The organism is Catenulispora rubra, assembly GCF_015356825.1.
Classification (GTDB): domain Bacteria; phylum Actinomycetota; class Actinomycetes; order Streptomycetales; family Catenulisporaceae; genus Catenulispora; species Catenulispora rubra.
The window spans coordinates 11,377-32,333 of record NZ_JAACYW010000070.1 but is presented as its reverse complement, the minus strand read 5'-3'; the positions used below and the strand labels follow the sequence as shown (position 1 = coordinate 32,333).

The following is a 20,957-nucleotide window of genomic DNA, read 5'->3' as shown; positions in this document are numbered from 1 at the left end:
TATCGGCCGCTCAACGCCGCGCAGGCTACGGCTGTGTGAGCGCCGCCGTCGCCCGGAAGAGCGCGACGGTGTCCGGCTGGGTGCGCGGCCGGTCGGACCGGAGGTGGTCCAGCAATGCGGCGATCGGGGCGATGCCGTGTTCGCGGGCGTAGTAGGCGGCGGCGTCGTTCCAGACCCAGAACCCGTCGGTGCGGAAGTTCACCGGGATCCGGCGTCCGGGGTTGAGGACGTCGTCCAGGTACGCGGTGGTGGACAGCACCACCGCACCGCCGTCGAGCAGGTCAGCCACCACAACGCGATCGATGTCCGCCAGCCGCGCCCGATCGGCGGCGAAGCCTGGCGTGTCGTCGCCGTCGACTGTGTCGTAGACCGGAGCCAGTCGCATCGGCTCGCTCGGTGCCGCGGTCCACAACAGCGCGGAGGACGAACGCGCGGTCCGCTGGTACGTGGGCAGCAGCTGGTCCGTGCCGAACGTCTCCACCTGTGGACTGATCTCACCGAGGGCCGCCAGCTGCTGCTGAAACGCAGCGGTCGTGGTCCATGAGGACTCGGCGTCGGCCACCGCCGGCAGGAACACCCGACGTGGTGCGGGCTGCGGCGCCCCGTCCGCAGGCTGTCGCCACGAACGCCACAAAGCCACGGTGCCGGGCAACTCGACCGCAGCGGTGACGGCCGCCCGGTCCAGCTCGTCGGTCAGGTCGGCTCGATCCTCCATCGCCAACGCGCTCAGATCGACACAGGGCCCGAACTCGTCCCCGCGACGTTCCATCACCTCCGGGGCTGCGGGCGCGAACACATGCTTCACTGGGGTGTCGGCGTCCTCCATCAGTACGATCTGGTCCAGCGGCGTCGTGTCCAGCCCGGCCGTCTCCAGGATCCAGCGCAGCAGGGCCGTGTCGTCGGGTGCGAGCGTCAGGCCGGCCGCCGCGACGCCGGCGACGACCGCGCGCGCCAGCAGCTCCACCTCGTGGGTGGCGAGCCAGGCGCGCGTCTGGGCCAGTAGGCCGTCAGGCACGCGGCCCGCGAGGCGGAGCAGCATTGCGTGGCACGCGCCGCCCATCGTTGGGGCGGTGTCCGCGCCGGTGTCGGCCGGGATGGTCATCAGGTTCCTGTCTTTCGGGCTGGGCGTGGGGAATGGGCATCGGCTGAGCATCGAAGTCGGTGATCAGTCCGCGATGGTGGCGTCCATGGCGGCGATGAGGGTCGCCAGGTCGGTGTACCGGTGCCGTCCGGGCACCCGCCGCCGGAGGCCCGAGCGATAGGCGACCCAGCCTGCAAGGTCCAGGTCCACCAGTGGCATCCGATCTGCGTGCGCTGTGAGTCGGCCGACGAACGACGCTCCGGCTGCCGCCTGCGCGATAGTGCCGCGCACGCCGATGATCTCGATCCGGGGCAGGTTGGCGTTGTCGGGGTGGTGCCGGAACTCGGCGCTGATCGCCTCGGCCAGGTCCGCGCTGTTGTCGCCGTGGATGACCAACCGACGCGGCGGGGCGTACGCCGATGCCGCCAGCACCTGGTCGACGATTCCGCGGGCGAGTTCGGCACCGGTGAGGTTCCGGCCGCGTAGGACATAGTGTCCGCCTGGGGTAGTCGTTGTGTCGACGGCCAGGATCGTCGTTTCCGGGTGTGCAGGCAGGGTGTGTGCCGCGGCGAACCGAGCGTTGTCGTTGGGCAGCGCGAACCCGGACGGCGTTGTCTGCCATGCGGTGCGGACGGTGTCCGATGCCGTGCCCTGGTTGCTCAGGCTGCTGTGATGCTCCGCGTCCGCGGTCAGGGCCTGCCCGACGGTCTGGGCCTGTTGCGTCGAGACCGCACGGCTCGCGTCGGCCCGGGAGGCGGCTGCCTCGGCGCGTTGCCGGACGTCGTCCAGCCGGGCCTGCGCGGCGACGACGGCCCGCTCCCTGATGGTGATCTCGGTTTCGGCCGACCGGGCCGCGGGCTCCCGCTGCTCCGCCGCCTCGATCAGGCTCTCGCGGCGCGTTAGGAGTCCCGCGCGCGGTTCTGCTGCTGCGCGGCCTCCTGCTCGGCCCGGATCTGGTCCGGGGTGGCGTTCCCGTGCCCGTCCCGAACGGTTTCCCACGCCTCGACGCGGTCCCGCTGCGCCTGCCCGTAAGCGTCATGCAGTTCGCCGACGTCCCGGGGCTCGTGCTCCATGTCCTGCCGCAACGCCGCAGCAGCCTGAGCCCCGTCGTCGAGCGGCTGCCGGTCCTCGTTCGCCAAAGCCTGCCGCGCCGCCTCCAGATCTCTGGCGCGCGCCGGGACCATCCGGCACCGGGCGTCGTGTTCGGCGGCCTGTCGCTCGGCTACCCGATGGCTGCGGTCGTCGGATTCGAAGACGTGGTGCTGCAACCGATCCGCCACGTCGCCCCGGTAGTGCACCACAGCCAGGTCCACCGTCCGGTTCCGTTCCAGTGCCACCTGCCGCGCCGCCCGCAGGAACGTGTCGATCCCGGTCTGACCGTTCAGATCGGCCACCAGGTGGAGCGGTTCCTCGGCTGCGCCGTCGGACGTCTGCGTGATGAGCTGATCCATCTGCACGGCCCGGTCCGCCGGGTCGTCCGACAGGACGACCGCATGCGGGTGCGCGACCTGCGACGGATACGTGGTCGCGGCCAGCAACGCCCAGTTCTCCGGCAGCACCCCCTCGAAGTCCTTGTGGGACTGGATCCGCAGGGTGCTGCCCTGTGGCGGCCCGCTCACGACGTAGGCGACCTTGCCGCCGTAGGTGTACGAGATCTGGTCGAACTGCCGGTTGAACTCCACGTAGTCGCCGGTCGTGGCCTCGTTCTCGCGCCCTGAGGTGGACCCCCGGTAGAAGTCCGGGACACCCGCGCCGTCGGTGGTGCCGCCGCCGAAGGTCAGGCCGGTGGTCCAGCCCTTGCTGTGCGCTTCGCTGAAGAAGGGCTCGTCGGCACGCTCGGTGAAGGTCAGGCCCGCGTACTTGTTCGACGCGCCGATCGGCCGGATCACCCCGGTCTGGACGCCCAGCCGTATCGGCGCGTCGCCGGCCCCGGGCAGCTCGAAGGTGCCCTCGAACAGGTCGCGCGTGTTGTCCCGGACGTTGCGGTTGGTCAGCGACGAGGTCATCCGTACTCCGTCGTCGGTGGTCGGCGCGTACCGGTCCAGGTACGGGGCGACCGGCCCCCGACCAGTACTGGGATCAGCGCTGGATCGGCCGCGGCCCGCCTGCGGCCCCCGGTTCACGAAAGCCGCTGCCTCGCCGTGTCCCAGCGATGCCGTCGGCGCCCAGGCCGCGACGTGTTCCAGATCGGGGAAGGTCAGCGCCTGCGGGCTGGAGGCGAGGAAGTAGTCGAGCATGCCCGGCGTGCTGGTCGCGTCGGCTGCGAGCAGCTCGACGGTCGGCCGTGGAATCTGGTCCGGACGCGGTGGCGGCTGTTCGCCGGTCCTGAGCGGCTCTGTGAGGTGCTGTGGGACCACTGTCCGCATCGTGACCTGCGGTGTTGCTGCGCCGTCGCCGGCTATCGTGCGGATCGTGACCAGCGGTGCCGGGGCCTGGTCCGCGGTGCCGTGCCAATGGATGCGGTTCAGCGGTTCGGGCAGCTCGGTGTCGGCGTGGATCTCGATGGTCACGTTCAGGTGGTGCAGGAACTCCTCGCTCTCGCCCGCGGCGGTCGCGCGCCGGATGTCGCGGACGACGGCCTGGTTCCCGGTGGTGGTCTCCCGGCCGGTGGCCCACTTCAGGGCGGCGAACGGGGTGCCTCCGCCCGCGCCGTCCTTGGTGAACTGGCCGCCGATACCGCCGCCGGCCGAGAACTCCCAGCCTCGATTGCGGCTCTCAGAGCTCTGTTTCAGCGATTGGCCGCCCAGCGTGACCGCGCCGTTGTCGCGTGACCGGATGTGGTCGCTGTACACGTGCCGGGCCGTGACCCGCACTGTGAACCGCCGCGTGCTCCCCAGGTCCCCGGGGATCTCGACGCGGTGCGTGATACCGGTGTTCAGCAGATCGTGCGGGTGCGTCTTGAGCTCTTCGGGGTCGAAGACCGTGGCGATCCCGCGCCACGCGTCCGAGGCATCGGTCAGGTGCTCCGGCCCGATCAGTCCGGTGGCCTGCAGTCCGTGGCGGACCGCCCCGACGATGCCGGTTCGCTCCGGAAGGCGGCGCGGTCCGTCGGGGAAGCCGGCGCCGCTGGCCTCGAACACCGCGGCCCGGTCCTCGAAGTGCGTCGCGTAGCCGGCCGCGAAGGCCGTGTCGTGGCGCTTGATGTACCGGGTTTGTTCCGCCTTCGGCGGCGGGTCCAGGCGCGAGGGATCGGCGATGTCGGCGTGCAGTGTCCTGCTCATCGAGACCTCGACCGCGTTCTCGACCAGCAGCCGGGTGGTGTCGGCCGCGGCGTCGTGGGCCGTGGACCCGAACCTGGAGCTGAGTTCCCGGGTCAGCCGCCAGGAGTCCACCGGCTGCCGGTGCGCCGTGACCTCCAGGACCAGGTGCGCTCGGACGAACCGTTGGGAGACCTTCTCGGTCAGCAACGAGACGTCGATGCTGCCCTTGGTGGTGGCCTTGGCTTTGCCGTGCAGCGTGGTGCTGAACTCGACCTTGACGGAGGCGTGCAGCTTGTCGGCGATGGCGCGCCGGTTGGAGTTGCTCAGCGCGCCGCCGGTCTCGTCGGCCCCGGTGTGCTCCTCACCACCGCCCCCGGAGTCCTGCTGCCCGTTCGGCTTCTGGTACGCCGGACCGAGCGCGCCCTCCAGGGTGAGGCCCACATGTTCGGTGTGAGTGTCGGTCTGCTTCAGGTCGTTCTCGCTGTAACTCTCGACCGCCGCTTTGGCCGCCTCGTGGCCGGCCGCCGGGTTGGCTTCGACCAGGAATCCGCGCAGTGTGAACGAGTGCTCGGCGTTCGGGCGGATCGGCCGGACGTGGGCCCAGCGGAACTCCTTGGGCAACGGGATCGTCAGCCCTTCCTCGCTCAGCAGCCGTGGGAGGTTGGCGCGCAGGAAGCCCTCGGCGACGGCGCGTTCGACCTCTGCCACGTAGGGCGGGTGCCGCCAGGCTGAAGCCGGGACCTGCGGGTTGGCCCGCCGCGCCCGGCCGATCACGGCCTTGGTGGCGGTGCGCACGGTGTCATCGAGCCCTGCGAAGGTCGCGTGCAGGCCGTCGGTGCCGGACCGGTCGAAGGTGATGCGGGACGGGTGGTTGCGCAGGTCCTCGTGTTCCGTGGCGGTCAGCACACTGGTGCGCCCGATGGTGGCGGTGACCGCGCGGTTGGCTTTGACGTAGTCGACGAAGTCGGGGCGCGCGGCGTCGGCGGTGTCGGGTCGGAACGCCGAGTGCACGATGGCCGGGACGGTCGCCTTGTCGCCCTCGATGATCCGGCTCACCGTCCGACGCTCCCGGAAGCCCGACATCCGGCGGGTCGTCTCGGTGACCGTGATCTGATAGCGGGCCCCGTACTCGGGGCGGGCCGCCGGGCCGTTCGGCGCGCGCAGCCGGCTGTAGCTCTTGGCCGCCTTGCCGTCGGACTGGACGTGGCTCTTGCCGCCGCTCAGCACGAGCGCGGCGTCCCCGATGTCCATGGCGGAGCCCTGTGGGAGCTCGACGCGGGCGCCGGCACCGATGTCGAAGCCGGCGCTCCAGCCGCGTTTTACTGTGCTGCCGGTGCCGCGGGTGCCCTTGACCTGATGGTCGATCCCGACGTTGTCCTCGCTCGGGGCATCCGGGCCTGTGCGCCGGTCCAGGAGCACCTGCTCGACGCTGACCCGGTAGGTGCGGCCGCGGAAGCGGAACTCTTCCTGGACCCCGGTGTCCAGGCCGCGTCCCCGGGCGCCGCGCAGTTTGGGCGTGCCGAGGGTGAGCTGGAGCTGCTTGTCCAGCTTGAAGCGCCGCCGGGCTGCGGTACGGTCGCGGCGGGCGTCGGCCTGCGCCACGCGGGGTCGGTCGCCGCGGCGCATGTCGCGCAGGTTCCCGGCCATCTCGTTGACCAGACTGCGGACCGTGGCGTGGACCTGCTCGCCGCCGGGCAGCTCCTTGACCACCGCGCTGCCCAGGCCCACGCCGGCCACCAATTCAGGGGTCTCGGTGAGCGGGTCCGATTCGTGCACGGCTCGCCGGACGTGCGGGACGAGGGCGCCGTCTGGCTTCCAGGAGACGGAGCGGAGCAGCCGCCCGTCGCGGGCCACGGCGCGCTCCTCGCCCAGGCGCAGCGAGGTGTTGACAGGCCTCGCGTCGAGGATCCGGGGCTGGCGGGTCGCGGCGCCGGTGGGGCCGTGCACGGTGCTGAAGCGGATGGTTTCCCGTGCGTTGAGCTCGGGCAGAGCGATGCCGTGCTCGTCCACGATGCGCACCGACCGGTCGGTGGCGAGCAGCTGGATCAGGTCTGCGGCGCTCAGGTTTGCCAGGCCCTGGCCGTCGTTCTCGCGAGCCGCGGCGAGCCGGTCCTGGAGCGCGTCCCGGTGAGTCATCGCGGCGGTGTTCGTCTGCCAGTCGTCCGGACGGACCGTGGCGACCGCGGTGCGCATTTCCCCGGCGAACCGGCTCGCCGGGTCCAAGACCAGCTGTAGCCAGGTCCGGCCGGCCTGGCGGGCCAGATCGACCAGTGCTGGGGCACTGACGTGGGGTCGACGGCGTCGCGCAGGTGCAGTGTGCGGCCGTATCCGACCCCGAAGTTCGACAGGAACGAACTGGCATGCGCCTCATCGGTGAACACCTCGATGGGGCGCGCGACGCTCCAGTCGTGGGTGTCTCCGACGGGAGTTGGGAAACGCTCTGCGACGCTTGCCCCGCGCACCATGTGTTGCGGCTGCTCGGCTGCCGACGTACCAGGGGACGGCCGCATGTCCTGAGCGATCGGCTGCGACAGGTCGACGGTCGGGCGGGCGTCCGGAGAGATCGGCTGCGAATGCTCGTTGACCGCCGCGGCAACCGTAGGTCGGGCGTCAGGTGCCGTAGCCTGCGGGTGCTCGGCGATCGACACAACGCTCGTCGGCGTCTCAGCGACCACCGTTGGCGAGTGCTCAGCAACTGGCGCCGGTCCATCGGCGCCATGTTGATCCCCACCGCCCGAGCTCAACAGCTGGTGCGTCCGAGTCTCCTCCTCGAGTCCACCGGACCCGGGCCCTCCCGGCGGCTCCGCGCCCTCCACCGCGGGCCGTTGCTGGGGCACCCCCTGCGCCTCGTGATCTACCAGCTTCGGGCTGCTCATGAACGTGGTCTCGAACCCGGGCAGCCCCTCCTTCCCATCGATCTTCTTCGCCAACTCGCCCAGCTCGTGCAGGCTCCCCAGATCCAGCGCCAGCGCCTCCCGAGCCGGCCCGTGCGGGCCTTTCGCGCCGAGTACGCCGCCGAGCAGTCCGGAGCTGAGCGCCAACCCGAGGTCCTGGTTCCCGCCGAAGACGGCGTTCGACACCATTGCCGACGTCAGCCCGGTCGCCGTCGCCGTGGTGACCTTGCCTTTGAACGAATTCACGAAGTCCGGCGCGATCCCGTGTCCGACCTCGTGGAACGCTGCACCGATCCCGCCGGACAACACACCCATTTCCGCCGCGCTCAAGGTGGATGAGGTGTCCCAGTGGTCGCGGTCCTTCAGCACGAACATCTGAAAGGCCTGGACCGCGCTGTCCATACCGGTCTGGATCGCTGTCGCCGACGCCACCGACGTGACGAACCGCTTGGCGATCTGCGACACCATCAGCCGGCCGATGGCCTCGATCTCCGGTATCAGCGCCGCGCCCCACACCGTCGGCGCCCACTCCAGCAACTGCTCGGCCATCCACGCCAACTGCAGCAGAATCATCAACTTCGAATACTGAGTCTGGACCGCCGTCTCGTGGGACATATCACCCATCTGGCCGGAAGTATCCACCAAGGTCGGCATTGTGGAATTCAGCTGCTTGACGAACGAACCGAATTGCTCGGCAGTCGGCCCCGACAATGCGTCGCGCATCCCTGAGGCCATCGGCGCGATATCGTGATTGATCGCTTCCAGCTGGTTCCGCGTGTCGTGTCATGCGTCGCCCAGCTCGGCCAACTGGTCCTCATCACTGGCCGGCCAGCTCTGACCGACGGCCAGGGCCGCCACCCAATCCAGTTCCGGCGGAATCGAAATACTCACAGTGCCAGCCTCTTCACGACGGTCCGACCACTGCCGACGGCGGAGTCCGCGGCTGCGTCGGCGCCACTGCCCGGCGTGAGTCATGGAAACACCACGATCCGCCGACCGAGCGTGAGCCGGTGAGCCATTACGAGGCGCCGGGGGGATCGGTTCACTAAGCGCCAAGCGCGCCTTGCTGCGCGGCCAGGCCGTGTCCTGGAAACAGCGGATTGCTAAATTGCCGCTAAGAAATGCGTGCGTATTTCGCTTTTGAGGCAATGATCGATCATACCTGGGGCGATATATGTCTACCGCTCCCAAGTACGGCAGAGGGCCTGCTCCAGGTCGGCGTCTTCTATGACGGTCCGTCCAGCGAGCACCGCGCTCTGCGCGGCTGCGGTTGCGCTCAGCGGCGTCGCTAAGGCTCCAGTCTTCTCGGCTCTCCACGGCGAGCCAGGTGGAGGTGACGTAGCGGTGGAAGAGGGCGTCTCCACGACCCGGTGGCGGGGATGGCGCCGGACTGGTTCGGGCACCGGCGTCGGTGGTCTGCCCAGGCGCAGCGGACGCGGCCGTCTCGTCGCACGACGTCGTAGCCCGTCGTCGATGTCTGGATCGGGCCGATCGCATGCTGCGATGCGGTTGGACCGTTGAGGCGCGAACCGGATTGGTGTGCGATCCGTAAGTCTCTAGCGCCGGCAGCAGGTGTCGGTTCGGTTTCCCCTTTGAGCAGAATGGATCCGGTGCATGATCAGTACACGAACATCGGCGTGGTTCGTCGGTAAGCGGGCTGTGAGTTCGGCCGCCGTCGCTCTGCTGGCGCTGGGCGCGACGGTGGGCGTGGCCGCTCCCGCCAGCGCTGCGGCGGTCAGGATCCACTGCCCTTCGGCGGCCTGTGTCCAGTTGGGCTCCGGTCTGGGCGGCTACGCCGCCGAAGTCACCGACGGTGCTGGCTCGATGTACCTGACGTACGGGTACGGCGACCTGCGCAAGGTCAACCTGACGACCGGTGCGGCGAGCACGGTCGCTACCGGGCTGGGCAACCTGAGAGGGGTCGCCGTCGACGGTGCGAACGCCTACGTCGTGAGCTACGACGGGACTATCCAGAGTGTCAACCTCGCCACGGGAAGCCACAGCACGCTGGCTTCAGGGCTGCAACCGCTGTTCGGTGTCGCTCGCCATGGCAGCACCACCTACGCCACTGACGCGCGAGGCGAGCTCATCGCTGTTCCGGACGGCGGGAGTGCCCGGGTGGTCGCCGGAGCTGTCGGCTTCTCGGAGGGCATCGCGTTCAGTGCGTCCGGTGCGGCGTACACAGCCGACATGATGAGCGGGAACATCCTGGAAACGGATCTCGGCACCGGGGCCTCCCAGATCCTGGCCTCTCAGGACTACGAGCCCACCTCGATAACGGTGGGCAACGATGGACTGATCTACGTCCTGGTCGCTGGCGAGGTGATGCGCGTGAACCCGGCCACGGGGCAGCAGGCGAACGTCAGCGACATCGACGCCAACATCTTCTCCCTTTCGTTCACGGCTTCCGGCACGGCATACGCCGTGGACGAAAACGGCAACCTATGGCGGCTCGCTGGTGTGACAGGACAGTAGTCGACGGTCGCGGTGAGCGCGGGACCGCGCTCACCGCGCTGTTCTTCCGCTTGAGGCCGGACTTCCGTCGGACCGCCCTGCGGCCGGACGTGCCGCAGCCGCCGACGAAAGGCTTCGCAGGCAGCTTGCCACTCGCACACGCCGTTGTCGGGTCGGCTGCGCACCGCTGACGCTTCCACGCATGTCGGTCGCGCCGCAACGGATCCGGGCGAGATCTCCGCGCTGTTCGAGCGGTGCGAGGTCCTGGCGGACGGCTGTCGGCGTGCTGGTGCGTCCGGGACTCTTCGATGCGCAACCAGTGCTTCGGGTCCCAGCAGTACCTGCTGCACGATCCGGTGAACGACGAGACAGCCGAATTCCAATTCGTCGCTGTGGAGCACAGAGGTGCTCAGTGAAGCGACGGTCGTGCTGGCGGACGCAAAGAGCCCGACCGGCGCCAAAGGCCCGGTCGGGCTCGGATCATCCCGCGTACAATATCGCAATCTAATTCAGACTATTGCACATGAACCAGCCTCTGTTCTGCTGAGCAGGAACGTCACAGGTGAGCGGACCACTGTCGAAGTTGCCGCCAATGGAGAGATTGCCCTGCCACCACCAACCCGAGTCCGTCACAACAGTGCCGGGTGCGACGGCGAAGCACGGGGTCAAATCTTGTTGCACCTTCAACCTCATCACGGGTGCGGAACCAACCGCTACGAACACGTCCCTCCGTTGCTCGATTCGGTAGTAGAGGGCGCATATTTGGATGACGACGAATCGCCGCAGCGTCGCCGCGATCTTCGTCGGCGAGTCGCGTAACGTCTGATGGGACCAGCCCTGCACGCGCAGGAGTACCTGGACGATGGGCCCGACCTCCGTCGAGCACGAGGTAGGCGCCGCACAATCGTGTCGAACGGCGCTCATTCCTCCGACAGCGCAGGCATGCAAATTCCGCCAAGGAGTTGGCTATGCCTTCAACGTTCGCGCTTGCAAGGCCTGCCGACCCTGCTGGTCAGCGGCCGGCGCCCCTGCTTGGCGCACATTTGTTTGGATGTCCAACTCGTTACCTGACTCGGCGGCGCGCGGAGTAGACATATCAGTGGTCTTCGATACTCTCGGTCATGAGGTCTTGACGTAGCGATACCACATACGTGGGGTGGGCGTGGTAGCTGACGACGGTGCTGTGATGCGGCCTTCTTCGGAGGCGGGCGCGTATGCCGCGGCGGAGCCGCGGTACGTCCTGCCGAGGGTGCCTTCCGCGATGACGGCGTTGGACGCGGTGGTCGTTGCAGAGCACGACGTGGCGGTGCGGACGCTGTTCAGCCAGGGGCGTCGCATGGGCTTCACAGTGGCCGAGCGCCTGTTGCGGCGCGAATTCGACCGCCCGGAGCCGGTACCGCCTCAAGCGGAGCCCAGCGTTCTAAGGCGTTATGCGCGTTGGGTAGCAGGTGTGGGCACTGCGGAGAAGTTGACGGTCTACGGGTTCGTGATCGGTGCGTTGCCGGCCGCCGCGATCGCCGGTCAAGACTCCAGTGCCGTGGCGGCGCAGGAGATTGCGACGGTCGCGGCTACCGCAGGCTTGGCGGCGGCAACGGCATGGTGGTTGCGGGGCCGGGTGAAGAACGTCGGTCTGTGGGTCGTGTCGGTGGCAACGTTCGCGTTGTGCGTGGTCGCGCTGGCCGACATCATCGCGGTCCGTCACCAGGCGCGCAGTCTGCCGGTGACGCGAATCGTCCTGGTCGGCTTCGCCGGCGCGATGCTGGCGCTGCTGAGCCGCTCGGTGCTGTCCCGGATGCTGGTAGGGGTGGCGGTTCTGCGCGAGCGAGCCACCGTCGCCGCGGCACGGCGGGAAGTGGTGGCCTGGCAGCGGCAGCGGGCGCGGTTTCAGGCCGCTGAGGATGCTCGTCTCATCGCTGATCAGGTACTGCGCTGGGAGCCGGCGAGGATGCCGAGCCGCTGTGATCGGATCGATGTCTACGGCGGGACGCCGCAGGGCTGGCAGGCTCTTGCGACAGTGCTGACAGCCTCGCTGCTCGGGTCCGGTCTGCGAGTGACAGTGCTGAACCTGGCTTCCCCCGCGGTGCTGGAGGAACTGGTCGCGACGACCCGTTCTTACGGGGCTGAAGTCGACGTGCAGGCGTTGCCGGCCGATGGCGGCTACAGCGACCTGCTGGCCGGGTCCGATCGGCACGGTGTGATCACCGCGATTGTGCAGGCGGTGCATGGCGGTGAGGCTGATGTGGCCCGAACGGCTGCGATGGCCGATGAAGATTTCCTGGCTCGAGTGTGTCAGGTGTTGGAGGGGCCTGACGGGCACGGCGAGATCACCATGCCCCGTCTGGCCCTGGGGCTGCGTGCGGTAATGGGCGAGCCCTTGCGTCCTGGAGAACTCGCGGACGACAACCAGTGGCCGAACCCGGGACAGCTGACTCGTACTGAACGTGAGTCCCTGGTCAGCGATACATTCGGCGATGACAGTCGGCGCGAGGGCCTGCCGCGGTTGCGGCAGTTGCTGGCCGCGGCTGAGGCGTTGGGCGCTTTGCGGCTGGGTGTCGAACGGCGCGCAGTGGTGCCGCTGCAGGTAGTGCAGTCCTCGGCGGGTCGGCGCGGCGCGCGTTCGGAGTTCGTCCGCGAGTTCCTGGTGGCCGCTCTGACCCGGAAGTTGGAGACCGGCTATCTGCTGCCGCAGGCGCTGGTGGTGATCGGTGCCGACGGGGTGGCCACCCGCCACATCGAGGATTTGACGACCACGTGCGCCTTGCAGGGGGTGCCGCTGGTTCTGATGTTCGAGCACCTGCGCGGCAACGCCCGCCAGATCGTCGGGGGCGGCGGGTTGGTGGGTTTCATGCGGCTGGGCAACCATGAGGAAGCCACGGTGGCCGCCGATTTCGTCGGGCGCGAGTACAAGATGGTGTTCTCGTCTGCGACCTGGACGCACGGAGAGGAGACCTCCACGTCGGCGTCCGACAGCACCGGGGGGTCGGAGAGCACCGGTACGTCCGAGAGCGCCGGCCGTTCCGTAACGGGTGACCGCGTGGGTAGCACCGGTATTCAGAAACCGGGCGCCTTTTTCACCAAGCGCGTGAACTCCAGGGACGAGACCCGCACTACCACCTCCGGCAGCGAGCGCAACTGGTCTCGCGGCACGTCGCGGTCCGAAGGCGTCAGCGACTCCCGGGCTGAGACCCTGCAGCGGGTACACGAACATGCGGTCGCCCCGGAGACACTTCAGCAGCTCCCTGACTTCGCGATGCTGCTGGTCGACCGTGCAGACGGGCAGCTGAAAGTCCGCGCCGTGGAGGTCGATCCGCGCATCGCGGCGTTCCTGGACAGCGGTATGGCGCTCAATGCGTTCGGCGAGAATCAGGATCTTGGCGGACAAGATGTAGCCGCCGAGTTTCCTGGCGCGTCCGACGAGTTCGAGCTTGTCCCGCTGATTCCACCGATCATCGATGACGGGCGATCGGCTATCCGAGCTCTTCCTGCCGCGGCGGCAACCATCTCCGCATGGACCAGGCGTGCGGAGAACGGCGTTGCCAGTACCCTGCGACGTGTTCCCCTCCCTTGGAGGAAGGGGCACACCCCGTGACTACAGCCTCCGGCCCGGAGGGCAGCAACGTCGTAGCGCACCGCGGTGACGCTGAAGACGCCACGGGGCTTTCGGACTGGCTTGATGCGATGGCGGAGGTCTGCCGCGTAGAGGAGGTCTACCGGGCGCCGGTGCTGGGTGGTGGTTCCAGCCAGAGCCCGGTGCGTGATATCCGGCCGGCAGTCCATACCTCGGCTGTGATCGCCGCCTACCATCAGCGCCTGGCCGCCGGCGGGGAGCCGCTGATGATGGCCTGGCACCGGCCGCGTCTGGGCGGACCGGTGGACGTAGTGTGTACAACCCATCCTGCGGGGGCGTCCGAGCCGTCGGCCCTGGTGTTCCCGCCGGGCACCCGCGGGCGGCGGGTCGACCGGCGCGGGCTCGGCGAGGCGCTGTCGGCGATGAAGTGGTGGGTGCCGATCGCCGCGGCGACCGACGCGTTGCTGGTCCCCACGCTCGCCGCGGAGCGGACGCTGTCGCGCAGCCCGGCCTCGCTGGAGGAGACGCTGCTGGCCGCTTGGCAGGGCCCGTTCGCCTGGCTGCTGGTCGCGCTGCCCATCGGGCCGGAAGACCTGGACGGTCACGCCCGGCGGGCTGCGGCCGACGAACACGACGCCCGGGCCCGCTCCTCCGCCCCGCAGCACGCGGTCGCGGCCGAGCGTGCCGCGCGCCGGCATCTGGAGATCCGCGCCGGTGCCTCGGCCGGGATGTGGCGGGTGCACCTGCTGGCCGGCGGATCCGACGCGCCGTCGGCTGCGGCCGTCGCTGCGTTGCTGGTGGCCGGGCACGACCTGTCTGGCACGCCGTTCGCGTTGGCGCCCATGCGCCCAGTGCTGGGTTTCGGCGAGGCGTTGGCGATCCGCAAGCAGTCCGGAGAGCACACCTATCCGTTCCTGGCCGGCTCACCGCTGGTGGCGACTTTGGCCCAGGTGCCGGCCACCGAGATTCCCGGGGTGCGGCTGATCGAACGCTCCACCTTCGACGTCACCTCCGAGACCCAGGTCTCCGAGGCGGACTCGGTGGAACTGGGCACCGTGCTGGACCACGACGACCTGGCCGCGGGAACCCTGCGGATCGCCCTGGGCTCATTGAACCGGCATGTCTTCGTCTGCGGTGCCACCGGCGCCGGCAAATCCCAGACCGTACGTACCCTGCTGGAAGGCCTGTCCACGCGGCCCGAGCCGGTTCCGTGGCTGGTGATCGAGCCGGCGAAGGCCGAATACGCCCGCATGGCCGGCCGGCTGCCGGCCGACCGGCCGGTCCTGGTGATCCGACCCGGCGAACCCGACGTGATCCCGGCCTGCCTGAACCCGCTGGAACCAGAACCCGGATTCCCGCTGCAAACCCACATCGACCTGCTGCGCGCGCTGTTCCTGGCCTCGTTCGACGCCGTGGAGCCCTTCCCGCAGATCCTCTCGCACGCCCTGACCCGCTGCTACCAGCAGGCCGGCTGGGACGTGGCCTTGTCCCGGCCCCGCAACCCCGACTTCGAACCGCGCTTCCCGAACCTGGGCGACCTGCGACGGGTCGCGCTACAGGTGGTCGACGAGATCGGATACGCGCGCGATGTCACCGACAACGTCCGCGGCTTCATCGACGTCCGCATCGGCAGCCTGCGCCTGGGCACTCCCGGCCGGTTCTTTGAAGGCGGCCACCCCCTGGACGTCGCCGAACTCCTCGAACGCAACGTCGTGCTGGAGTTGGAGGACATCGGCAACGATCAGGACAAGGCCTTCTTCATCGGCGCAGTCCTGATCCGCATCACCGAACACCTGCGCACCCGCGCCACCGCGGGGCCGGTGCACCTGCGGCACGTCACCGTCATCGAAGAAGCCCACCGCCTGCTTAAACACGCCGACCCCGGCAGTCCCGCAGCCCACGCCGTGGAGCTTTTCGCCGGGCTGCTGGCCGAGATCCGCGCCTACGGCGAGGGCATCGTCGTCGCCGAACAGATCCCTGACAAGATCATCACCGACGTCCTGAAGAACTCCGCCGTGAAGATCGTCCACCGGCTCCCGGCCCTGGACGACCGCACGACGGTCGGCGCGACGATGAACCTGGCCGACGAGCAATCCCGCTACCTGGTCACCCTCCCGCCAGGTCGAGCTGCGGTCTTCACCGACGGCATGGACAAAGCCCTGCTGGTGGCCATGCCACTGCGCGAAGATCGCGAAGACGCCACCGGCGTCGACCGCGACCCACCGGTTTCACAACGCGCCGTTGCCTGCGGCAGCTCCTGCCAGGCCCGTCGCTGTACTCTTCGCGAGATCGCCACCGCGGCGGACTTGGCCGACGACCCCCGCCTCACGCTGTGGATCGAAACCCTGGCGATCACCCACATCACAGGCGACCCCGCGCCCCGGCCCGACCCGGCCTGGCTGCATAGGCTCCACGCCGACCATGACACCAGAACTCTGGAATGCGCGCTGGCACACCGTGTCCAGGCAGCCATCGAGTCTCGCTACGAGGGGTTGGCCGCCTGGTACAGCCCCGAGGCGCTGGCCGCACATCTCGCAGTGGTCGCCGGCCGGCAACTGACGGGATGCGGCGACCCGGCCGGTTGCGACGGGACCGAAACCCACTGGCAGTCCGGTCGTCACCGTTGGACCGACGTTGCGCGAGCCCTTCTTGCGCAGAAGGACCGTTCGGCGCCGGCCCACCCCAACACCACCGCGTGGCGTACGCGCGGGCTGGATCTGCCCGGCACCACGATCGCCGAGCAGCTGGTGGCCTTGGACCGACATCCTGACACGTACCTGCCGACGGCCGCGACGGTCAACGGCTACGGAAACCCACCGACGATCGACCTTGCCGCGGCGCGCTTGAGTAACGCTGCGGATCCCACCGAACGGGTTCGCCAGGCCGCCGCATTCCTGGAGGTCGATACCGTCCGGCTGGCCCGTGTCTTGTTCCCTCACGGCACAGGCACCAGCCGTGATGTCATCGTGCCGCCGGTCGCATCCCAGTTCCGTGCCACCTCAGAGGAGGAACAGAGATGAGCATCGACGCAGGCGGCATTTCTGTCAGCGGTGGTGGTGCGGCGTCGGAGCCCGTGTCGCCACCTGACGCTCCGGCGTCGGCCCCGGCGGCCGCGGAGACAGTTTCCAGCCCTTACGCCTCGGAGGTGCTCAGCACTATTTCAGACAACGGCGCCGAACCCCCGGAGCCTCCTGGTGTCGGCGTGGCGGAGACCGGTGTCGTCGCGGACAACGGTCGGGCGGGTCTCGATGCGGTCATGGCCGATGCGGTCACGGCCCGACTGGCCGAGGCGGATACGACTGAGCAAGACACTGACGTCTCTGCTGGTCCTGTGTCTGACAGCTTTACGTTTGCGGAGCCTGGAACGGACGACAAGGACGACAACGTACTGGTCGCGGCCAACGACTTCGTACCGGAAACGACCTCGGGCTCGGACGCCGGCGCCGACAGCTTCGAGGCTCCCGACAACCCGGCACCGGTGGACAGTGGCGAGAATGCCGGGCCGGACGGGCCCCCTGACGGTGCTGACTCCGCCGACCAGCCTTATGCGGTAGACCCCGATGTTCCGGTGCCGGTCGTGGCCGCCGGCGAGCCGGAGACCGCGAGCCCTGCCGACCAGAAGGCGGCACCGTCTGACTCGGGTGCCGATCTCCCCGGACGGGATGCGGAAACGACAGATGCGCAGAGCCCCGAGGATGTGGCTGCGGACCAATCGTCCAGCCACCACCTTCATGGCGGCAACGAGACGAGCGAGACCCATCATCATGAACGAGCCGGTATCGCCGACGAATCGGAGATGTATCCGGAAGCGATTCCGGTCCCGCTGGTGAACGTCCAGGCTGCCGACACTGGCAGCCCGATCAGCCCGACTGAGGAGCCGGAGTACGTCGGCGGCGACACCTTGGCACAGGTGCACGAGGAGAACGTCGAGTCCGGACCTGCCGTGGAAATCCGTTCCGAGACTCCCGACGACCACGGTGACGATGAGGTCTCAACCAGTTCCCCGGACGAAAATCCTGACCCTGACGCAGGCCGTACAGAGGAAGCCGAACCCCGCGAATCGGAGACGCCGCGTCCGGACGAAGCTGCGGCACAAGCCGTCATCCCCACCCCGGACGAGATCGTCGGCGATCCGGTCAACGTGATCACTGGCGAGGCCTATTTGGACCTGACCGACCTGGTCCTTCCCGGGGTGCTGCCGTTGGTCCTCAGCCGGACCCACGCCTCTGGGTACCGCTTCGGCAGGTGGTTCGGCCCCACTTGGGCCTCGACGGTGGATCAGCGTGTCATCGTGGATGCCGAAGGCATCCACTACCTGGTGGCCAACGGCTCCGTCCTGCACTATCCCATTCCGCTCGACGGCCTCGCGGTGCTGCCCACGGAGGGCGAACGTCGACCGCTGACTTGGATGGGCGGTCAGGGCGAGATCCTCATCGAGAACCCCTGGGACGGTACCACCCTCCATTTCGCTGCCACCGACGCTGACGGGGCCGACCGGGCCCAGACCGCCATCCGGCCGATCTCCGCCCTGACCGACCGCAACGGCAACCGTTGTGATTTTCTCTACGACGGCCGCGGAGAACCGACCGAAATTCGGCACAGCGGCGGCTATCGCGTCCTGATCGACACCGCCTCGACGTCGAAAGGCACGCGGATCAGCGGCCTGCGACTGGACGATGGAACGGCCGCCGGCGTGTTCGTCGTCGCCTTCGGCTACGACTATCGCGGCGACTTGACCCAGACGATCGACTCCCGCCGCCGGCCGCTGACCTTCGACTACGACGAGGTCGGCCGCATCACCGGCTGGACTGACGCCAACGGCCAAGCCCTGCGCTACCGTTTCAACGACCAAGGCCGGATCGTCGCCACCGCCGGCACTGGCGGCCACCAGAACGCCCGCCTGTTCTACGACCTCGACGCTCGGACCACGACCGTCACCGATTCACTGGGCTTGGACACGGTCTATCACTGGACGCGCTCCGGGGTTCACAAGATCGTCGACCCCCTCGGGGGCGTCCGTCTTATCGAACGTGACCGTTACCGCCGTCTGTTGTCGTTCACCGACCAGCTCGGACGCACCAGCCGTCTGATCCGTGACGAGCACGGCGATGTCCGCCGCATCGAACTCCCGGACGGGACGGCCGAGCGCTTCGACTACAACCAGCTGCACCAGCCGGTGCAGATCACGGCCGCTGACGGCGCTGTGCGTCGGTTCGCGTACGACGAGCACGGCAACCTGTTCACCGTCACTGATCCAGCAGGCGCCATAACCACGCGCGTGTTCAACCGTACCGGCGCGCTGACCGGTGTCACCGACGCGCTCGGCGGACATGTCAGCATCCAGCCCGATGCCGCCGGTCTGCCGACGGCTGTCACCGACGCCGCGGGTCGCCTGAGCACGATCGTCCGGGACCCTTTCGGCCGCCAGATGGCGTTCACCGACCCTGCTGGCGGCACCAGTCGCGCCGCGTACACCCCCGAAGGTCGACTGCTCACGAGCGTTACGCCATCCGGCGCCACCAACAGCTGGTCTTACGACCCGGCCGGCAACCCGGTCGAACACCGGAGCCCCACCGGTGCGGTGACCCGCACCGAATACGGCCCCGGCGACCGGGTCACGGCCCGCACCGAACCCGACGGCGCACGATACGAGTTCGGCTACGACACGGAACTGCGCTTGACCGCGGTCACGAATCCTCAGGGTCGGCAGTGGGTGTACACCTACGATCCCGCGGGCCGCTTGATTGCCGAACGTGACTTCGACGGTCGTCAGATCACTTACACGCTGGACGCGGCAGGGCAGCTGATCTCCCGCACCGACGCCGGCGGCGACGTCCTCACGTACAGCCGCGACCTCCTGGGGCGCCTCACGGGGGTAACCGATCAATGGGGCGACACCACGACCTACGAGTACGACACGGTCGGCCGTTTGATTCGGGCGACGAACGGCGTGAGCGTTTTGGAGTATCAACGTTCGGTTACCGGCAGGGTGCTGTCTGAGATAGTCGACGGCCGCACCATCACCTACGCTTACGATGCGCTCGGCCGCAGGACCTCTCGCACCACTCCGGCTGGCATCACCTCGACCTGGACGTACAACCCGGACTCCAGCCCTGCGACCTGGACCGACACCACTGCACAGATCACCTTCGGTTACGACGACGCCGGTCACGAAACCATCCGGCAGTTCGGTTCCGAAGTCACTTTGGCATGGACCTGGGACGCCGACCGCCGTCTGCAGGCCCTGAGCCTGACTGCCGCTGCTACAGGCACTGAACCGATCCTGGAACGCACCTATGACTACCGAGCTGATGGCATCCCCACATCGATCACTGACAGCCGCTACGGCGATCGTCACTTTGACGTGGACCTTGTCGGCCGCATCACGGCAATCCGGGCAAACACCTGGACCGGAACCTATGCCTACGACAGCACCGGAAACCTTATCCACAGCGCCACGCCTCACACACCAGAGACGAACGGCACTCGCACTCGTGTCGGCACCTCCTTGCGGAGCGCAGGCCGCACCACCTACAGCCACGACGACAAAGGCCGCCTCACTAGAACCACCCGTCGTACCCTCGATGGCCGGCGCCGAGTCACCACCTATGTCTGGAACACGCGCGACCAACTCACCACGGTCACGCTTTCTGACGGCACTACATGGCACTACACCTACGACCCGCTAGGCCGCCGAATCGGCAAGTGGGCAGAGGTCGAGGACAGACGCGGGAACCAGGCTTCCTTCAGCTGGGACCACACACGCCTGACCGAGCAGACCATCAACGATTCCCAAACCCTGACCTGGGACTACACGCCGGGCACCTACCGGCCTCTGGCGCAGATCCGCACTACGGCCAACGGGCACTCAACCAACGAGCCGGTAGCCGGCACGACCAATCTCGTCGTCACCGACATCGTCGGCACGCCCACCGACCTCATAGCACTCGACGGCACCACCACCTGGCACCACGACACCACAGCTTGGGGAACCGCCCTGGCTGGCGACGAGGATTCCGATGTCGGCTGCCCGCTTCGCTTCCCAGGGCAATATCGCGATCGGGAAACCGGCTTTCATTACAACTTCAACCGCTACTACGACCCCGAGACAGCCGCGTACATCAGTGCCGACCCGATCGGGATGGCGGGCGGGTTCAACCCCAAGTCGTACTCGCCCAACCCCAATGTCGACAGCGACCCGCTCGGACTGCAACCTGGCAATTCTCCGGATTCGGCGCATGAAACTGACAGTGACGTCCGCGGTATCGACAATATCGAGGACGGGGGATTCCTCTACCATGTGATCGATTCCGCCAGGGGGCCGGTTGAGCTGATGGCCAGTGTGTCGATCGCGGATAGTGAAGTAATTCTCTCGGATATAGCTGTCTACGGTCAGGGCGGTATGGTTAGGGGGTCTTTGGGGATGGAAGGGACAGCGATGATGATGCGAGAGATCCGGCGCGTCTTCCTGCCGTTGCTGTCCGAGCAGGGCTATGGCGGGCAAAAGCTTAGGATTGCGGGCGTGCGACTCTCGGGGCCCGTGGGTCACAAACCAGACTTGGTATTTCCTATTCCGACACGCAGTCGAGGTGATCAACTTGATTAGCGAGGAAAAGAGAAAATCCGGTACGGAGTGGGCGGCGTCGGCGTACGAGCAGGGGGTCGAAATGGACGCCATCTTGGGCTACTTGCGAGATGGCGGATTCTCCCCAGTGGACTGCATTCGAGTGGTCATGGGAATTTCCGATAGTTCGCTCCCT

Annotated in this window: 8 protein-coding genes; 4 read left to right on the top strand and 4 right to left on the bottom strand. The window is 68.1% G+C overall.

The window, feature by feature from the left end; all coding sequences use genetic code 11:
* Positions 1-25 precede the first annotated feature (25 nt).
* From GWK61_RS20890 to GWK61_RS20875, 4 genes are all read right to left on the bottom strand, one after another.
* A complete protein-coding gene (locus GWK61_RS20890) occupies positions 26-1,102 on the bottom strand; it encodes a hypothetical protein (protein WP_194910526.1) in 1,077 nt (358 codons plus the stop codon).
* 63 nt (positions 1,103-1,165) lie between these two features.
* A complete protein-coding gene (locus tag GWK61_RS20885) occupies positions 1,166-2,080 on the bottom strand; it encodes a hypothetical protein (RefSeq protein ID WP_194910524.1) in 915 nt (304 codons plus the stop codon).
* Complete coding sequence (locus tag GWK61_RS20880) at positions 1,981-6,474, bottom strand: hypothetical protein (protein ID WP_194910521.1); 4,494 nt, start codon at positions 6,472-6,474, stop codon at positions 1,981-1,983. The genes GWK61_RS20885 and GWK61_RS20880 overlap by 100 nt, the downstream gene beginning before the upstream one ends.
* Positions 6,414-7,940, bottom strand: a complete 1,527-nt coding sequence (locus GWK61_RS20875; protein ID WP_499701502.1) for a WXG100-like domain-containing protein — start codon at positions 7,938-7,940, stop codon at positions 6,414-6,416. Before GWK61_RS20875 ends, GWK61_RS20880 begins: the two co-directional genes overlap by 61 nt.
* A gap of 849 nt (positions 7,941-8,789) precedes the next feature.
* Between GWK61_RS20875 and GWK61_RS20870 the strand changes: the two genes are divergently transcribed.
* The 4 genes from GWK61_RS20870 (at position 8,790) to GWK61_RS20855 (ending at position 20,803) form a co-directional block, all read left to right on the top strand.
* Positions 8,790-9,650 carry an NHL repeat-containing protein gene (locus GWK61_RS20870; protein WP_228562669.1) on the top strand — a complete coding sequence of 287 codons (861 nt, stop codon included), beginning with the start codon at positions 8,790-8,792 and terminating at the stop codon, positions 9,648-9,650.
* 1,240 nt (positions 9,651-10,890) lie between these two features.
* A complete protein-coding gene (locus GWK61_RS20865) occupies positions 10,891-13,218 on the top strand; it encodes a hypothetical protein (protein ID WP_194910517.1) in 2,328 nt (775 codons plus the stop codon).
* Complete coding sequence (locus GWK61_RS58620; RefSeq protein WP_323747669.1) at positions 13,215-16,217, top strand: ATP-binding protein; 3,003 nt, start codon at positions 13,215-13,217, stop codon at positions 16,215-16,217. The genes GWK61_RS20865 and GWK61_RS58620 overlap by 4 nt, the downstream gene beginning before the upstream one ends.
* On the top strand, positions 16,214-20,803 hold the full coding sequence (locus GWK61_RS20855; RefSeq protein WP_194910514.1) for a DUF6531 domain-containing protein: 4,590 nt from the start codon (positions 16,214-16,216) through the stop codon (positions 20,801-20,803). The genes GWK61_RS58620 and GWK61_RS20855 overlap by 4 nt, the downstream gene beginning before the upstream one ends.
* The last annotated feature ends 154 nt before the right edge of the window (positions 20,804-20,957 follow it).

Excerpts from the sequence above, each read along its gene's own strand:
- GWK61_RS20890 (WP_194910526.1), bottom strand. The coding sequence starts at position 1,102 with ATGACCATCCCGGCCGACACCGGCGCGGACACCGCCCCAACGATGGGC.
- GWK61_RS20880 (WP_194910521.1), bottom strand. The coding sequence starts at position 6,474 with ATGCGCACCGCGGTCGCCACGGTCCGTCCGGACGACTGGCAGACGAAC.
- GWK61_RS20870 (WP_228562669.1), top strand. The coding sequence starts at position 8,790 with ATGATCAGTACACGAACATCGGCGTGGTTCGTCGGTAAGCGGGCTGTG.
- GWK61_RS20865 (WP_194910517.1), top strand. The coding sequence starts at position 10,891 with ATGACGGCGTTGGACGCGGTGGTCGTTGCAGAGCACGACGTGGCGGTG.
- GWK61_RS20855 (WP_194910514.1), top strand. The coding sequence starts at position 16,214 with ATGAGCATCGACGCAGGCGGCATTTCTGTCAGCGGTGGTGGTGCGGCG.